The organism is Acinetobacter sp. 102, assembly GCF_037028485.1.
Lineage (GTDB): Bacteria > Pseudomonadota > Gammaproteobacteria > Pseudomonadales > Moraxellaceae > Acinetobacter > Acinetobacter higginsii.
On record NZ_JAZEZK010000032.1, the window covers coordinates 1 to 16,362 of the forward strand.

A 16,362-nucleotide genomic window follows, 5' to 3' on the forward strand; every position below is an offset into this window, starting at 1 on the left:
GATATATATGTTGAGTTTCGTGGTAAGTACAAGGTAGACGGAGAATCTCGCGATTCTGAACACAAAGGTTGGCTAGAAGTTAACTCTTGGTCTCATAACATTCGTCAACCTAAATCTGCGACTTCTAGTAGCGTAGGTGGCCATACTGCTGAACGTGTTGAGCACTCAGACATGATCTTCGTTAAAGATTTGGATGCAACTAGTCCTAAACTTTGGGAAGCTTGTTCTGCAGGTTATACATTTGATGAAGTACAGATCGATTACTACCGTGCAAATGGTGATAAGCGCATCAAATACTTACAAATCAAATTGAAACACGTTCTTGTTTCTAGCGTAACGCCGACTGTAAACGAAGAAGGTGTTCCAACAGAAACATTTGGTTTGAAATACGCTGCTGTTGAGTGGACTTATAACCAACAAGACATTAACGGTACTGCGAAAGGTGCTGTTACTAAGAAATGGTCACTTTCTAATAACACAGCTTCATACGCTGCGTAATCAGTATCGTGATTTTCTGATAGAGGTTAATAGGTGCCTATTAGCCTCTATTTTTCCAAGATGCTGTTCTTATAAAAATGAATTTAGATCATCTATATCCTTATGGATTCAGATCAACATTATTTGATCGTTTAGTACCAGAGCAAGAAGATTATTTAAGAGGGATGTCGATTCAGCAGTTACGAGAGTCTGTTGCTCGTGATTTGGAAGACTTGTTGAATAGTCGGATCGCACAATTTGATCGAGATATGGATGAATTTCCGCTGGCAAAAAAATCAATTTTGCAGTTCGGAATTATCGATTTCGTAGGCTTGTCGACGGCGAATCCATTGGATCGAGATAAAATTTGTCAATCGATTGAGCAGTCTATTGCAGCACATGAGCCAAGATTGCGGCAGATCAAAGTTGAGATGCTATTAGATGGGCATAATATGGGATCGCTATGTTTAAGTATTCAGGCTTACTTAAATATCCACCCCTTATATGAACCTGTTTTTTTCGATGCTTTACTCAAACCAACAACACAACAATATGTTATTTCTGCCAGAACTTAGTGTGAGCGAACAGTGATAGAGCAACTTTTACCGTATTATGAAAAACAACTACAAGAATTCGGTCAACAATCTCGAGAGTTCGCGCAGAAATATCCAAAGATTGCGCAACGTCTATCACTCAACCAAGAACAAATTGATGACCCGCATATTGAACGCTTAATTCAGGCCTTTTCCCTGATTGCTGCGCGTATTGATAAAAAATTAGCCGATAGCTATGAGCTGTTTACTCATTCTTTATTTGAGGTGATGTTCCCGCAATATTTGCGTCATTTTCCAGCCTGTACTGTGGTCAGTTTTGAAGATACCAATAAACTTAAACAATTAACTGCAGTACATTTGATTCCACAAAAAACAGCGTTGAAGTCACGTAGTTTTAAAGGCGTGCAATGCGAGTTTAACACCAGTAATGAGGTTCGATTATTACCGATCGCATTGACGCATTTGGAGTTTCAAACTTCGCCTAGCACGCATATGCATTTGAATCAAAATGCGACCTTGAGTTTGAAATTTGAAATCTTTAATGATGCCCAACAATGGATTTTGGATGAAAAATTACCGATCTATTTAGATGCTATTTCAAATTTTCCACTGCAAGTTTTGGATAGTATTTTCCGTAAAGATACGGGTTTTGCAATTCGGGTAGGGCAGCGCGTCATTGAGGTAAGTAATCCTTTTGAGGTGATGGGCTTTAGTGAACAAGAAAGTTTATTGCCGATTGATCAGCATACCCATCATGCCTATCGTTTATTGATGGAATATTTTTGTTTCCCTGAGAAGTTTAATTACTTAAATTTGGATTTGAGTGTCCTCAAAGGATTATTGCAGCAGCACAACAGCTTTGAAATTTTGATCCATCTCAAACTTAATTTGAATGATCAAGCCGTGGTCCGTAATTATTCCGAGCTCAATATAGCCAACTTTAAATTATTTACCACACCGGCAATTAATCTGTTTGAAAAGCAGGCCGAACCGCAAAAGATTTCACATACCCAATTACAATATCCATTGGTCACGGATGCGCATCATCCTGAGTTGTATCAAGTCTATTCTATCCTTGAGATGAATATGGTGCGTGAAAAGACCAATCAAGAGCAAACGCATCTTCCTGTATTGCCTTTTTTTGCAATGAGTCATTATCACAATGATAAGGTTCAATTTTTCTATTCTTTAAATTATCTGCCTTCGCAGACGAAAATCATGCAAATGGGTTATTCGATTGTTTCCAAGCATTTGAAACCTTATGAAATCAAATCCGATTTTATTAGTACGCGGTTGCTGTGCTCCAATGGTGATTTGCCACATGAAGCATTAAGTCAGAGCAATAATATTCTGAATTTAAATGACAGTAGTTTGGCAAGACGTGCCTTGATTTTAAAGCGTCCGACATCGCCTTTTCATTTTGATAAAAACAGCAATGAGCAATGGCGCATTATTTCGCATCTTTCGTTGAATACCTTGGCATTGATGAAAGGGGATGCACTGAGTCATGTGAAGGAGCTTTTGGCTTTATATAACTTACCGCATTCCAAAGAAAACATTTTGTTGATTGATGCATTGAAACAGCTCAACTTCTCAACCACCAATAAATTGATGAATGCAAAACCTTTCCCGATGTTTATTCGTGGGGTTAAGGCTGAGCTCTCGGTGAATAAGAGCGTTTTCCGTGGACATAGTCTCTATATTTTTAGCCAGTTATTAAGCCATATTTTCAATTTAAAGGTTCAAATCAATAGTTTTGTTGATGTGGTCGTCAAAGACAGTCTTAACCAGCAGGAGATATACCAATGCGTACAGAACGTTGGTGGCAAGACTCTTCTGTAGTCGACCAAGTTTTTAAAAAGTCAGGTTCATTTGAATTTATTCAATCCACACGCTTGTTACGCCATCATCCACAGGCATCTCAAGTACAGGGTTGGTCTGAAGATTTTAAATTTGGCACCTCATTTAGTTTAAGTTTCCCTGCGACTGAAATTGAAGAACTCAGTTATCAAGATCAGCGTGTCTATTTAACCAATCTGGTGGTAGGACTCACAGGAACACAAGGGGCGCTGCCTTATACTTATACCAATAAATTAAAACAAAGTAGCCGACAGCAGCGACTCGAGATTAAAGAGTTTTTAGGTCTGTTCAATCATAAGCTGACGGCCAAATATGTTGATGCCAGCTTAGCCTATAACTTGGCAGTGCGTTATGAGATTGAACAAGACAATCATTATCTGGACATTCTGCATGCCTTAAATGGCTATATTCGTTCTCAGCATCAACAACAAGATCTAGATGAGTATTTTGCCGAATTTTCTGGTTTGATGCAGGGGCAAAACAATACCGCGCATGCGTTAAAAACAGTGTTGTCATGTGTGTTTAATCAACAGGTTCAGATCCAAGAATTTGTCAAAGAAACCTTTCATCTGGCTGATGAACAGAAGACCAGCCTAGGCGGTAGCAATCCAAGCCTACTGGGTGTGAATACCTTCTGTGGCGATACGGTCCAGCAAATTGATGGCAAAATCGAGATTCAAATTGGGCCATTACCTAGAGAACAATATTTAGCTTTTCTACCTGATCAGCCTTTGAATAAAAAGTTAAAGCACTTGATCCAGACATGGTGCAGCCCAACACTGTTTATTGATGTACGTTTGATTTTGGATAAACGTGAAATCAATCCAATCTGTTTGAATTCTGGGCATCAGGTAGGTCTGGGCCAAGGGGCATTTTTAATGCCATCCGAACAATTACAACATAACACGGAAACACGTTATGCACTTTTAGGAGCCGCATAATGGTGAAGAAAATTTTAGCCACACTCATCAGTTGTTTTATCTTGGTCGGCTTGGTGGTGGTTTATTACTGGCGTGATATTCAATACCAACCAGAATCTGCCGATTTAATTAATTATTTCCTGATTTTGCCAGTCGTGATGACCTTGGTGTTACTGTCACCTTGGCTGATCTATAAGGCATATCAACATTATAAAGAAAAAAAGCAACACGCTTTGCAGGCTGAACAAAATGCAGAGCAGAGCTCAACCGAGTCACAGCCGATTGTACTGGAGAGTAAGTGGTTAACACTGAATCTTTATGCGGCAGGCGCATATAGTGCACTGGGTGAAAATGATTCGATTTTGGAGGGAATCAAGCAGTTTACCAGTCCCCAGTTAGATCAGGATCTGGTGAATTTTCATGGCATCCCTATTCTTTCTTATCGCATTGCAGACTTAGATCAACAGGTCCAAAGCGAGGATGATGAGGAATTGCAGTTCTTGTCGGTTCGACAGCAACGCATCATGGCGCTGATCCATCAACAAATTGAACAGCACACGGAACTTTTGGCTTCGATTTCAGACCACTTAAAGCGGTCTAGTTTGTTTTATGAAAGTCAAAACCTACATGAATACCGGATGCACCCTGCGTGGATTGATCCAGGCTTTTCGGATGATGAAGCGCATGAATCGATTCAGGTGGAACAGGTCTATCGTTTGGATAAGTTAAATCTGCACATTTTATTGTCTGAAGATGTGGTGCATACCTGGAATGACCTGAGTAGCAATGAAAGTATTCAGGCCATTTTTTACGATCTTGGCATCATTCCCCAAAAGTTCCATATTGAATATCACTACCTCAGTGCGGCATCGACTGAGCAACATCTGCTGGAGTTGCTTGAGCGGATTCAAAACCAAGCCCATGAAATTTCATTGATCATTGCGGCAGATTCAGAAATTGATCAAGAAATTATTGATGAAAAATCTTGGGGAGCAAGTGCTTATATTCCTGCGGAATTTGTAAGCAGTAGTTGTCTGGCGAATCTTGCGGTGCAGCTAGAACAGTTACAACCCGAGAAGACCTTTAAGCTGGTCAGTAATCAAAATAATATCGATCAAATTTTCAAAGAGCTGGGAATTGATGATTTACCCCAGTATCAGGCTGAAGAACCTTTTGTATTGGTGGTTGAGGATGGTGCTGATGTCAAGGTGTCCAAAAAATTGGAACAGTTTTTTAAGCAAAGTCCAGTCGAGGCACACCATTATTTGTACTGCAAACCTATTTTTGGACACACCCAAAACGTGGCAAAACTGTTTGGATTAATGTTGGGGGCACATTTTTCTGAGTCAGAGGTTGCCTTTGTTTATGGACAAAATTTACAAGCATTTATCCAAGCTGTTCCTGAGATCACACCAGATCAGGAAAGTGTAGCAATTGCTGATTAATTAACTTTATTAAGAATTCGAGAACTCAATGTATATCATTTTAGGTTATCTGTGGCAGTACATCACGAATCCTAAAGCTATTATTGCTTTATCCTTATTCGTGGCACTGATTTCTTCATACTCGTCTATTCCTCGGCATATCTTTTGGGCATTGGCAGCGACCTATGTATTGGGTTTAATCGTCTATGGTATCTATTGGCTGATTCAAAGAAAACGCCACGCTGAACAAGGTGAAGAACTGGCCAATGCGATTGAGCAAGACAGCCAAGCTGAATATGGTCAACACAAAGACAAAGCCGAGCTACAGTTAATTCAGCAGCAGATGAAAGAATCAATTCAATTGATTCGTAAATCTAAATTGGGTGATAAAAAGGGCAATGCTGCATTGTACGAATTACCTTGGTATATGGTGATTGGTAATCCAGCTGCGGGTAAAAGTTCTGCGATCTATAATTCTGGTTTGAAGTTTCCCTTTGAAGAAACCCATCAGAAAATGGTTTCAGCAGGTTTAAGTGGAACACGAAACTGTGATTGGTTTTTTTCTACAGAAGGGATTTTACTGGATACCGCAGGGCGTTATTCGGTTTATTCCGAAGATCATTCTGAATGGTTGGGCTTTTTAAATATTTTAAAGAAAAATCGTTCCAAAGCACCTGTTAATGGTTTGGTCCTGATTGTTAGTATTGCTGAATTGATCAGCCAGAGTCCTGAGAACTCAATAAAATTAGCCAAAAATCTGCGCGCTCGAATTCAAGACTTAACGGAAAAACTTGAGGTCGTGGTTCCTGTTTATCTGGTCTTTTCTAAAATGGACTTGATTGCAGGCTTTACGGAGTTTTTTGATTGCTATGAGTCGCAAGAATATAATCAGGCATGGGGTGCAACCTTACCTTATGAGCAGAACTCGTCCCAGAATGCAGTGGAATTATTCGAAAAACATTACAGCATTCTTTATGACGGTTTAAAAAGTGTCAGTACTACGCATTTAAGTCGTCGCCATTCGCAGAATATTTCGCCAAGTGTCATGACCTTCCCATTGGAATTTAAAACACTCAAACCTGCGCTAAAAAGTTTTGTCGGCACATTATTTGAAGATAACCCATACCAGTTCCAACCGATTTTCCGTGGTTTCTATTTTACCAGTGCCTTACAAGAAGGTGTGATTGAAAGCCCAATGACGGAGAACATTGCGCAAGAGTTTCAACTGCAGCAAGTTCAGGGCAATGGACAAGACAGCGTAAATGCTTCGCTTGCACCCAACCATGGTTATTTCTTACAAGGTCTATTCTCTAATGTGATTTTACGAGATAAAGATCTGGTGAAACAGCACATCAATCCTGCCAAAAAACGCCAGCGTTATATTGGCTTTATTGCGGCATTGGTTGGGGTTTCTTTGGTCTTGGGCGTTTGGGTCTGGTCATATCGCAATAACCAGCAGTTGATTGCGGATGTACAGGCTGACTTAGATAAAGTGGTGCATCTGGAAAAAACCTCTGGGCAGCAATTATCCACTCAACTCGAAGCCTTATTGATTCTGCAAGAACGCTTGCAACAGCTGGATGAGTTTGATGAGCATCGCCCGCTTAAATTCAGCTTTGGCCTTTACCAAGGCAATCAATTACGCGAGAGCTTAAAAGCCGAGTATTTGAAAGGGATCAAGCAAATTGTTCTGACCCCGACACAGCAAAATATTGCGCAATATTTACAGCGTGTTAAAAACAACGAGGCAACTTTAAAAGCCAATCACGTCAATGTTGAAATCAAACAAGTTGCGAAAACACAGCAGTATTTAGAGCCTTCGGATAGCAATCCACAAGATGCTTATAACGCATTAAAAGCCTATTTGATGATGAGTAACCATGAATATATGGATACCAGTCATTTAAGTGATCAAGTGTCTCGTTTCTGGCGTTCTTGGCTGGATGCCAATCGTGGACAAATGCCGCGTGGTGAGATGATTCAGGATGCAGAGAAGATCCTTTCTTATACCATGACTTTGGCCAATCAAGACGGCTTCCCTGTACTTGAAACCGATGCCCAAGTGGTCGATCAAACCCGTCAAGTTTTATTGTCAGTGATTCGTGGTATGCCCGCACGTGACCGTGTCTATAACGAGATTAAGATGCGTGCAGCGGTACGCTTCCCAGCAGTCACGGTTGGGCAAATTGTGGGTGAACAAAACCGTGCCATTGTTTTAGGTAGCTATGCATTACCGGGTGTGTTTACGCAAAAGGCATGGGATGAGTATGTTGAAAAGGCAATTGATGAAGCTGCGAATAAGCCAACAGACAGCAAAGATTGGGTATTGAATAGTCGTCAATCGGATGATTTAACCTTCTCTGGTAGCCCAGAACAAATCCGCAAACAATTGGTCGCATTGTATAAGCAAGAATATGTGGCGGAATGGAAAAAATTCCTGAACGGCATTTATTATGCCAAAAACGATCAATTTGCTCAGCAAGTGAAGAGTATTGATGTTTTAGGCGAACCACAAAATTCACCAATTCGTACTTTATTACAACGCATTGCAATTGAAACCAACTGGGATAATCCAATTGTACAGGCTGAACTGGCTGTTCCTGAAAAAGGCTTTGTCGCTTGGTTTAAACGTAAAGTTCTAAACAATTCAGATGATAGAGCAGCGGCTCAAGCGATGGATCGTGCCCAAGGTGCAATTTCGCAAGAATATCAAATGTTCTATCAATTGGTACGCAAGCGCGATGATTTACAAGATAAGTCCTTATTCGATGAGTACATGAATAATCTTGCCCAAGTGCGTAGTAAGTTCAATGATCTGAAAACAGCAGGTGAGATTGGTCCAAGTGCTATGGCTTTGGTGAAACAGACTATTAATGATCAAACTTCAGTCTTTAATACCACACAGAAATATGTGGATGAAAAGATGATGGTGGGTCTGAAAGACACCGATCAACAGGTATTACAAAAATTGTTGATGACACCACTGACACAATCATTTGCTAGCTTGATTGTGCCGACTCAGGATGAGTTGAATAAATTGTGGGGTATTCAAGCGTATCAACCATTTAAAACCAATTTGAGCCAGAAATATCCATTTAATTCGGGTGTGACTTTACAGGCCACCAGTAGTGAAATTGGTCAAATCTTTGGTGAGACCGGTAGCATTGCACGCTTTGTAAAAGAAGCTTTAGATCCATTTGTGATTCGCCGTGGTTATGTCTTGACCTCGAAAACATGGAAAGACTTAGGCATTAGCCTAAATCCACAATTTGTGGTGGCATTCCAGCAATATGTGGCACCGATCAATGGCATGGCAACAGGCAGCCTCGATCAACCTGCGGCTGCACCTGTATCCAATCAGTCCAACTTCCAGTTCTATCCATTACCGAACCCGCAATACCTATCGTATACCATTGATATTGATGGTCAGCGCATGGTGTTTGAAAATGGAGTTCAACAATGGGTGAACTTTGTTTGGCCAAATCAGGGAGCAGTTCCAGGCGCACGCATCACGGCAGTTGATTTGGAAGGCAAAACCCATACGATTTTTGAAGAGCCAGGTGAATATGGGATTAACCGTTTGATCGATGCAGCGCAGCGTAAAGAACAAAATGGTAGTTTTGAAATGACATGGACCAGCAAAGCTGAACCATCTTTAACACTGAAAGTGAATTTCCGACTCATTAGTGGTAATAGCTCAGGCAGTATTGGCTCTAGCCGTGGTTATGCAGGCTTGCAACTGGTGGATAAAGTGGTGACAGAGAAAGCGGTACGTGTGGTCTCTGCGCAAGCGACACCTGCGGGGGCTGTAGCAGCTGTCGCTCCAAAACCACAAACGCCAGCGCCTGCCCAGCCAGGAGTAACGCCGTAATGTTAGGGATGATCAGGGAACAGCAGGAGGTGCTTGGATGCAACAAGTAAAAACGACAGCTTTGTACTACGGAAAGACACCCGCTCGTGGTGACTTTCTGAAATCCAAAGGGCAATACGCATTAATCCAGGTACTTGATCAGTGGATTACAGAAGCACTTGAACATGCCATGCGCGTCCCTGAGTTTAAGCAGCGTTATGAGTCTTTGCCTTCTTTGGATTTTTTTATTGCCAATCCTGCCGAGTCGATGTTTTTGGCTGCCAATTTAATTGCCAGCCAAGACAGCTCTGGGCGCGCATTTCCGATGGTATTGAGTCAATTGCTTGAAGTTGAGCAGCCTTATCAAAATTTATTATTGGCGCCGTTTTACTATAAGTCAGTTTTGGTCGATTTATTTCAGCGCAATCGGGTATTACGTAGTATTCGTGATACCAATATTATGCTGGAAAAGCTGAATAACCTACCGAATGTGGTTCAGATTTTCACTGCCGAAGAATGTAATGGTTTTTATGAAAATCACACCATGCATTCCTTTGCCCAATTGATGAAAATCAATGTCTATGAACTGGCACAGAGCATGATCGGATTGGGACTTTTACTGCAACCAATCTTAAAAAATGGTACCAGTCGTTTGAATAAGGTGCTGATCCTACCGATCAATAACGCGATGTACTGCTATGAAATCGCAGCGTTTTGGGTCGGGATGATTGGACGCTTCTTAGGCATCAATAATACTGAAATCCTGATTGGCATCTTGCATCGTGAGGAGCCGATATTGTTCATTGGTTTTCAAGGCGCGGATATCATGGCGCTCAGCGATATTTTTACTCAAAACATGCAGAGCGAGCACTGGGTATCCTTAATCCAAGCACAATGGATTGATGCCTATCTGGAGCAGAATGCAGGCCTTGCTACACTCGAACAATCACTTTGTCAGCGTCAGTTGAGCCTTAACCAAGGTTTGAAGCTGTTCAGACAAACTTTTTTAGATGAATGAATATGAGAAATAATCCGAAATCTATCTGGGCAAGTTTACTGTTTGGCTTATGTGTTATAGGTCAAAGCCATCTAGTCCACGCTGCACCGATTGTGGTGGAGGGTGTAGTGCCCAATGAGGAGAGCAAGCAGGCAATCTTGGTCAAAATGCAGTCTGTTTATGGTGCAGATCAAGTCGTGGACAAAATTCAGGTGCGCCCAGTTTCAGCGCCGAGCGGCTGGAGTGATTCAGTGACCCGTGTCATCACTCCTGATCTAAAGAAGATTTCACAAGGGCAACTGAGAGTGAAAGGAACTCAGGTCGATTTAACCGGTAAAATGACCGACCCAAATCAGATTCAGCCGACCACCAGCAGTTTTCAGGCTTTGGTCCAACAACCGTATCGATTCAATGCACAACTTTCAGTGAATCAGGCCGAGCAAAAAATCATTGACGATGCTTTGAAGAACCGAATCATTGAATTTGAATCAGGTAGTGCCATTTTGACTGCGGCAGGACAACAGATTCTGGATGAAATGGCAGTGGCGTTAAATAAGGTGGGTGGCAAGAAAGTCAAAATTATTGGGCATACCGATAGCTCTGGTGATGCCAATAAGAATACGGTATTAAGTCAGCAACGTGCTGCAGCGGTACAAAGTTACTTAGTCAGTAAAAGTATTGCTGCAGATCGTTTAAATACCGAAGGTAAAGGTTCAAGTCAACCTGTTGCAGATAATGCGACTGCAGACGGTCGTAAGAAAAACCGCCGCATTGAATTTGAAGTACTTTAATCATTCATAAATCCAAATGTGAGGGATGTGATTATGGCAACACCGTATATTGTTGTTGGTTGCCCAACCACAGGTGGTGGGCAGGTCATCAGTGGAAATAGCAGCTTTCTCATAGAAGGTATTCCGATTGCTTGTGTTGGGGATAAGGCTACTTGTCCAAAACATAAAACTGTGGCGACGATAGTCGCTGGTGATCCGAATATGCAAGTGATGGGTAAAGCCGCCGCTAGAGTGAATGACCCATTATCTTGTGGCTGTAAATTATTGCCGAAACAGAACTTAGCCGTTAGAGGTTAAGGCATGGTTTAAGCTTCAAATCTCGTAAAAGCTTAAAAATCATTTGGCATATCTTTTGCTAAAACAGCAATAGGGTAGCGATCTAGGCTATCTTTAGAAATAGACAAAGGCGTCTATTCAGCATCATTTGGTTGGTGTTTGGATAGGCGTTTTTTTATTTTGGAAAGCAAAATATGGCTAATCGCTATATTTTTCGGTAAATAACGATTGAGTGAATGTTTGATTGATCGCTTATGTCGGAATTTATATGGAGATGCACTAAATTGGTGAAACACTGATTTTTTGCACCAAATGATGATCATGGTACATATGATTAGATCATTGAGGTTCTAAATACGCAGATGATGGATTAAGGATAACAACACTGGCGAATTGTTATTTTTAGTGTATCTTTATTAAGCGATATATTTTTAAAAACATATCGAAATTCGAGGACAAAACAATGCCAACAATGATGAAAAAAACCTATCTCTGTGCTGCCGCTTTCGGGGCGAGTTTATTGATGCAGACCCACGCAGTAGCCGCGGACGCAATTACAGTGTACGCAGCGGCAAGCTTAACCAATGTAGTGAATGAACTCGATGCAATCTATGAGCAAAAAAATAAAATTGAGGTCAAAACCTCTTATGCAGGGTCTTCAACCTTAGCCAAGCAAATTGAGGCGGGGGCGCCTGCTGATGTGTTTATGTCAGCCGATGTGCAATGGATGGACTATTTACAGAATAAACAGTTGGTTGCGCCAACTGATCGCATGAATTTACTGGGCAATCGACTGGTTGTCATTACGCCTAAAGAGCGTCCGATTAAATTAAAAATGGATAAAAGTTTTGATCCAACTCAAGTGATTCAAGGCAAGCTGTGTACTGGGGACACCAAGAGCGTACCCGTCGGGAAATATGCTAAACAGGCGTTGACCTCACTAGGGTGGTGGGACAAAGTTCAACCACGATTGGTTGAAACGGAAGATGTACGTGCTGCCTTAAACTTTGTAGCGCGTGGTGAGTGTCAGGTGGGGATTGTGTATGCGACGGATGCTGCCATCAGCAAAGATGTGGTTGTGGCGGGTATCTTTCCCGAAAATACGCATCCACCAATTATTTATCCCGTGGGTTTAACCAAGAAGAATGCGGAATCGGTCAAATTCTATAAATTTCTACAAAGCGGACAGGCAAAAACGATATTTAAAAAATATGGGTTTAGCGTGTTGCAGTAACTAAATGATGATCTTAAGCCCTGAAGAAATTGAAGTTCTCAAGCTGTCCTGCAAAGTGGCAGCAGCGTGTCTGGTGTTTAGCTTAATTCCTGCAACTTTAGTGGCTTGGGTATTGGCCCGCAAAGATTTTTGGGGAAAGTCACTATTTGAGACCTTGGTGTTCTTACCTTTGGTTTTGCCACCTGTCGTGCCCGGCTACTTATTGCTGCAATTGTTTGGTAGTCGGGGACTGTTGGGGCAATATCTTGCCCCGCTGGGTTTAGAGTTTGCTTTTAACTGGAAAGGCGCGGTATTGGCATCCGCGGTGATGGGCTTTCCTTTATTGGTACAATCGATTCGGTTGGCGATTGAACTGGTCGATCAACGCTTGGAGCTGGCAGCGAAAACCTTGGGTGCATCTTCCTTTGGGGCGTTTATGCAGGTGACATTACCGCTCGCCAGTAGTGGTATTTTGGTCGGTGCTATTTTATGTTTTTGCCGAAGTTTAGGTGAGTTTGGTGCAACGATTACCTTTGTTGGCAATATTGCTGGCGAAACCCGTACTTTACCGTTGGCAATGTATAGTTTGATGCAGCAACCCGATACCGAAGCCGCGGTATGGCGATTGATTATCCTGTCTTTATCGGTGGCATTCTTTGCCTTATGGTTTGCGCAGTGGTTCAATCGTTATCAGAGAAATAAGCGTGGATATTCAACATGATTGATTGTCATATACAGCTACAGCAAGGGCAATTTTGTCTGGATCAACGCTTTCAATCTGATCAGTCGGTGATTGGTTTATTTGGGGCTTCAGGTTCGGGGAAAACCTCCATATTACACAGCATTGCAGGCTTAATCCGACCTCAATCGGGCTGGATTAAAATTCAGCATCAGACTTGGTTCGATCAAGGTCAGAATATTCATCTCAGTACGCAACAGCGCCGTGTTGGTTTGGTCTTTCAGGATGCGCAATTGTTCCCACATAAAAATGTCAAACAGAATTTACTGTTTGGTTTTAAGCATATTACGCCACAACAACGTCAGTTCGAAGTGGACTATATTGTAGAGTTGCTGAAATTGGCGCATTTGCTGGAACGTATGCCGATTAAGCTCTCTGGGGGAGAAAAACAGCGAGTGGCTTTAGGACGAGCCTTACTGTACTCGCCACAATTGCTGCTTTTAGATGAGCCACTGTCTGCACTGGATACCGCGCATAAAGCCGAGATCATTCCATTTTTTCAACGCGTTAAACAGGAAATCAAGATCCCAATGTTGTATGTGAGTCATGATCATTCCGAGCTTGAACAATTGAGTGACACCATTTGGTATTTATAGATAGCGTTGTAATAAGGTGAAAAACTTTTCGACTTCTTCCTCATCGACATGATCAGCACCTTTTAATACATGTTCTTTTAGGTGTTGTTCGATCAATTGGTTCATTAAACCATTTACCGCACCTTTGACTGCTGCTACCTGCTGTAGAACTTCTATGCAAGAACTGTCAGGATTTGTGATTGATTTCTCGACTGCTGCGAACTGTCCTTGAATCCGCTTAAGACGATTTAAAATTTTCTTATCTTGATGGAGGTGAGACATACTTTTTTTCCTAAAAAAATATATACTAGGGGGAGTATATTGGAAGACTAAAATAAATGCAGCATAGTAACCTAGAACGACGTCATTCTCATCAGTTTGATCAAGGAAATCCCTTGGCTCAAAAAAGAATTTTAATTGCCACCATTCTGACCGCAGTGATGATGGTCTTGGAAATTCTGGGCGGCTGGTTTTTTAATTCAATGGCTTTACTTGCCGATGGTTGGCACATGAGTTCACATATGCTGGCCTTGGGACTGGCTTATTTTGCCTATCGTATGGCGCGACATTATGCACAGGATCAACGCTTTAGCTTCGGTACATGGAAAATTGAAATCTTGGCAGGGTATAGCAGTGCGATTTTACTGATGGTGGTGGCACTGTTGATGGGGATTCAGTCACTTGAGCGTTTATTTAATCCTGTCACCATTCATTTTAATGAAGCAATTCCCATTGCGATTGTGGGGCTGATCGTCAATCTAATGTGTGCATGGTTACTACATGATGGGGGACATGAGCATCATCACCATCATTCACATCATCACTCTCATGGTGACGCAGATCATCACGGCCATGATCATCATCATGATTTGAATCAAAAAGCAGCTTTTTTACATGTGGTTGCTGATGCTGTCACTTCGGTGCTCGCGATTATTGCCTTATTTGCGGCCAAATATTTTGGCTGGAATTTCTTAGATGCTTTGCTTGGGATCGTCGGCGCATTACTGGTTGCAAAATGGTCTTGGGGGCTGATGCAGGAAACAGGAAAAACTCTATTGGATGCTGAAATGGGGCATCCTGTGGTTGAAGAAATACGTGAGGTGATTGCCCAGTTTGCACAGGTTGAAATTACTGATCTACATGTATGGAAGGTCGGGAAAGGCAAGTTCTCTTGTATTTTAGGATTGGAAACCACCATGACTGATCTCAATCCTGATCAGGTTAAAGCGGAATTGACGATTCATGAGGAAATTGTGCATGCCTCAGTCGAAATTCATCATATTTAAGCTAGAACTTCATCGAGTAGCGTTTTGAGCTACTCGATATATTTAATTATGCACCAATATATAAAATGAGACCGCAAAAGGCCGATGCAAAAATTACATATAACACATTGAGCTGAAATTTGAATAAAGCAATCAATGCTGCAATGGTAATAAAGGCCGCTTCATAATTAAAAGCATGATCAAAACCATTTGGCCAGAGCACATGATAGCTAAAGAATAAGGCCAGATTTAAAATTACCCCGACCACAGCAGCGGTAATCGCAGTAAGTGGTGCGGTAAATTTCAGTTCATTATGTGTAGATTCGATAATTGGTGCACCTGCCAGAATAAACACAAAGGAAAATAAGAAGGTAAACCAAGTCACGATCACCGCACCCATTGCGCCTGCTAAAAATAGCTGATCAGCACCCAATACAGCATGGTTATAAGCACCCAAAAAACCAACAAATGCCACCACCATAATCAATGGACCAGGAGTACTTTCACCGAGTGCCAGACCATCAATCATTTGGGTTGGACTTAGCCATGCATAATGATTGACTGCACCTTGGTACACGTAGGGCAGAACTGCATAAGCACCGCCGAAGGTCAGTAAGGCTGCTTTGCTAAAGAACCACGCCATTTGAGTATAAGCATGTTGCCATCCTAATCCTAGAGTCAAAAGCAGCATCGGCACAAACCATAGGAACGCAGCAATGATCAGGATTTTGGCGAGGTTGCTCCAGCGGAAAATGGCATGGGCCGGCGTCGGTGTATCATCATCAATCAGGGCGGTCCCATAACTTTTGTGGTTATTTTGATGGGAAGCCTGAGCCGTAAATAAATCGGGCTTTTGCTTACTCAGTACATAGCCTGATATTGCAGCTGCTAACACGATCAGGGGGAAAAGGACATTAAACATGAAGATGGCAATAAATGCGGCAGCAGCAATACCCCATAAAAATGGATTCTTTAATGAGCGACTGCCAATACGATAAGTCGCATGAAAGACAATTGCCGTGACCGCAGGTTTAATCCCATAAAACAAGCCTGCAATGATGGGGACATCACCAAACTGCACATAAATCCATGACAGGGTAATCAGGATAAATAACGAGGGGAGAACAAACAGAATGCCTGCTACAAGCCCACCCGTAGTTCGATGCATGAGCCAACCAATATATGTGGCGAGCTGTTGTGCCTCAGGACCAGGGAGTAACATGCAGTAATTCAGCGCATGTAAGAATCTTTTTTCAGAGATCCAACGTTTATTTTCAACTAGTTCTTGATGCATTACTGCAATTTGTCCAGCGGGTCCGCCAAAGCTAATAAATCCTAATTTCAGCCAGAATAAAAAAGCCTGCCAGAAAGGGACAACGGGTATTGGCTGATCGAGTACATGGTTTTGTTTTTGTTGCATG

Annotated in this window: 15 protein-coding genes; 13 read left to right on the top strand and 2 right to left on the bottom strand. The window is 41.8% G+C overall.

What is annotated here, in order from left to right; genetic code table 11:
- The 12 genes from WA352_RS20845 to WA352_RS20900 all read left to right on the top strand — a co-directional run.
- On the top strand, window positions 1–498 hold a 498-nt coding region (locus WA352_RS20845), incomplete at its 5' end, for an Hcp family type VI secretion system effector (protein WP_336143813.1).
- A 77-nt stretch (window positions 499–575) separates the two neighbouring features.
- Window positions 576–1,052 carry a type VI secretion system baseplate subunit TssE gene (gene tssE, locus WA352_RS20850; RefSeq protein ID WP_004654759.1) on the top strand — a complete coding sequence of 159 codons (477 nt, stop codon included), beginning with the start codon at window positions 576–578 and terminating at the stop codon, window positions 1,050–1,052.
- A 12-nt stretch (window positions 1,053–1,064) separates the two neighbouring features.
- Window positions 1,065–2,873 (top strand): type VI secretion system baseplate subunit TssF, encoded by a 1,809-nt coding sequence (tssF, locus tag WA352_RS20855; RefSeq protein WP_033133146.1) that lies wholly within the window; start codon window positions 1,065–1,067, stop codon window positions 2,871–2,873.
- The gene (gene tssG, locus WA352_RS20860; protein WP_033133145.1) at window positions 2,837–3,832 is read left to right on the top strand and encodes a type VI secretion system baseplate subunit TssG; all 996 of its coding nucleotides are present in this window, start codon (window positions 2,837–2,839) and stop codon (window positions 3,830–3,832) included. Before tssF ends, tssG begins: the two co-directional genes overlap by 37 nt.
- A complete protein-coding gene (locus WA352_RS20865) occupies window positions 3,832–5,256 on the top strand; it encodes a hypothetical protein (protein WP_033133144.1) in 1,425 nt (474 codons plus the stop codon). The genes tssG and WA352_RS20865 overlap by 1 nt, the downstream gene beginning before the upstream one ends.
- A gap of 28 nt (window positions 5,257–5,284) precedes the next feature.
- Window positions 5,285–9,106: a type VI secretion system membrane subunit TssM gene (gene tssM / locus WA352_RS20870; protein ID WP_033133143.1), complete on the top strand. Its 3,822-nt coding sequence runs from the start codon at window positions 5,285–5,287 to the stop codon at window positions 9,104–9,106.
- A gap of 37 nt (window positions 9,107–9,143) precedes the next feature.
- A complete protein-coding gene (tagF, locus tag WA352_RS20875; protein WP_033133142.1) occupies window positions 9,144–10,103 on the top strand; it encodes a type VI secretion system-associated protein TagF in 960 nt (319 codons plus the stop codon).
- Window positions 10,100–10,873: an OmpA family protein gene (locus WA352_RS20880; RefSeq protein WP_081406941.1), complete on the top strand. Its 774-nt coding sequence runs from the start codon at window positions 10,100–10,102 to the stop codon at window positions 10,871–10,873. Before tagF ends, WA352_RS20880 begins: the two co-directional genes overlap by 4 nt.
- Window positions 10,874–10,906: 33 nt before the next feature.
- The gene (locus WA352_RS20885) at window positions 10,907–11,170 is read left to right on the top strand and encodes a PAAR domain-containing protein (RefSeq protein ID WP_004654745.1); all 264 of its coding nucleotides are present in this window, start codon (window positions 10,907–10,909) and stop codon (window positions 11,168–11,170) included.
- Between the two features lie 442 nt (window positions 11,171–11,612).
- The gene (gene modA / locus WA352_RS20890; protein ID WP_033133140.1) at window positions 11,613–12,383 is read left to right on the top strand and encodes a molybdate ABC transporter substrate-binding protein; all 771 of its coding nucleotides are present in this window, start codon (window positions 11,613–11,615) and stop codon (window positions 12,381–12,383) included.
- Window positions 12,384–12,387: 4 nt separating this feature from the next.
- Window positions 12,388–13,083: a molybdate ABC transporter permease subunit gene (gene modB / locus WA352_RS20895; RefSeq protein WP_033133139.1), complete on the top strand. Its 696-nt coding sequence runs from the start codon at window positions 12,388–12,390 to the stop codon at window positions 13,081–13,083.
- Window positions 13,080–13,697, top strand: coding sequence for an ATP-binding cassette domain-containing protein (locus tag WA352_RS20900; protein WP_033133138.1), 618 nt, complete (start codon window positions 13,080–13,082; stop codon window positions 13,695–13,697). Before modB ends, WA352_RS20900 begins: the two co-directional genes overlap by 4 nt.
- On the opposite strand, the gene WA352_RS20905 is transcribed toward WA352_RS20900, so the two are convergent.
- A complete protein-coding gene (locus WA352_RS20905; RefSeq protein ID WP_004805533.1) occupies window positions 13,692–13,958 on the bottom strand; it encodes a metal/formaldehyde-sensitive transcriptional repressor in 267 nt (88 codons plus the stop codon). The genes WA352_RS20900 and WA352_RS20905 overlap by 6 nt on opposite strands.
- A gap of 56 nt (window positions 13,959–14,014) precedes the next feature.
- On the opposite strand from WA352_RS20905, the gene dmeF reads away from it, so the two are divergent.
- Window positions 14,015–14,962, top strand: a complete 948-nt coding sequence (gene dmeF / locus WA352_RS20910) for a CDF family Co(II)/Ni(II) efflux transporter DmeF (RefSeq protein ID WP_033133137.1) — start codon at window positions 14,015–14,017, stop codon at window positions 14,960–14,962.
- A 46-nt stretch (window positions 14,963–15,008) separates the two neighbouring features.
- Here dmeF and chrA read toward each other — a convergent pair whose 3' ends face one another.
- Window positions 15,009–16,361, bottom strand: a complete 1,353-nt coding sequence (gene chrA / locus WA352_RS20915) for a chromate efflux transporter (protein WP_033133136.1) — start codon at window positions 16,359–16,361, stop codon at window positions 15,009–15,011.
- Window position 16,362: the final 1 nt, after the last annotated feature.

What these genes read in the sequence shown, in the direction of transcription:
- WA352_RS20905 (WP_004805533.1), bottom strand. Translation starts at nt 13,958, where the DNA reads ATGTCTCACCTCCATCAAGATAAGAAAATTTTAAATCGTCTTAAGCGG.
- WA352_RS20880 (WP_081406941.1), top strand. Translation starts at nt 10,100, where the DNA reads ATGAATATGAGAAATAATCCGAAATCTATCTGGGCAAGTTTACTGTTT.
- tssE (WP_004654759.1), top strand. Translation starts at nt 576, where the DNA reads ATGAATTTAGATCATCTATATCCTTATGGATTCAGATCAACATTATTT.
- dmeF (WP_033133137.1), top strand. Translation starts at nt 14,015, where the DNA reads ATGCAGCATAGTAACCTAGAACGACGTCATTCTCATCAGTTTGATCAA.
- WA352_RS20865 (WP_033133144.1), top strand. Translation starts at nt 3,832, where the DNA reads ATGGTGAAGAAAATTTTAGCCACACTCATCAGTTGTTTTATCTTGGTC.
- tssG (WP_033133145.1), top strand. Translation starts at nt 2,837, where the DNA reads ATGCGTACAGAACGTTGGTGGCAAGACTCTTCTGTAGTCGACCAAGTT.
- chrA (WP_033133136.1), bottom strand. Translation starts at nt 16,361, where the DNA reads ATGCAACAAAAACAAAACCATGTACTCGATCAGCCAATACCCGTTGTC.
- WA352_RS20900 (WP_033133138.1), top strand. Translation starts at nt 13,080, where the DNA reads ATGATTGATTGTCATATACAGCTACAGCAAGGGCAATTTTGTCTGGAT.
- tagF (WP_033133142.1), top strand. Translation starts at nt 9,144, where the DNA reads ATGCAACAAGTAAAAACGACAGCTTTGTACTACGGAAAGACACCCGCT.
- tssM (WP_033133143.1), top strand. Translation starts at nt 5,285, where the DNA reads ATGTATATCATTTTAGGTTATCTGTGGCAGTACATCACGAATCCTAAA.
- WA352_RS20885 (WP_004654745.1), top strand. Translation starts at nt 10,907, where the DNA reads ATGGCAACACCGTATATTGTTGTTGGTTGCCCAACCACAGGTGGTGGG.
- modA (WP_033133140.1), top strand. Translation starts at nt 11,613, where the DNA reads ATGCCAACAATGATGAAAAAAACCTATCTCTGTGCTGCCGCTTTCGGG.
- modB (WP_033133139.1), top strand. Translation starts at nt 12,388, where the DNA reads ATGATGATCTTAAGCCCTGAAGAAATTGAAGTTCTCAAGCTGTCCTGC.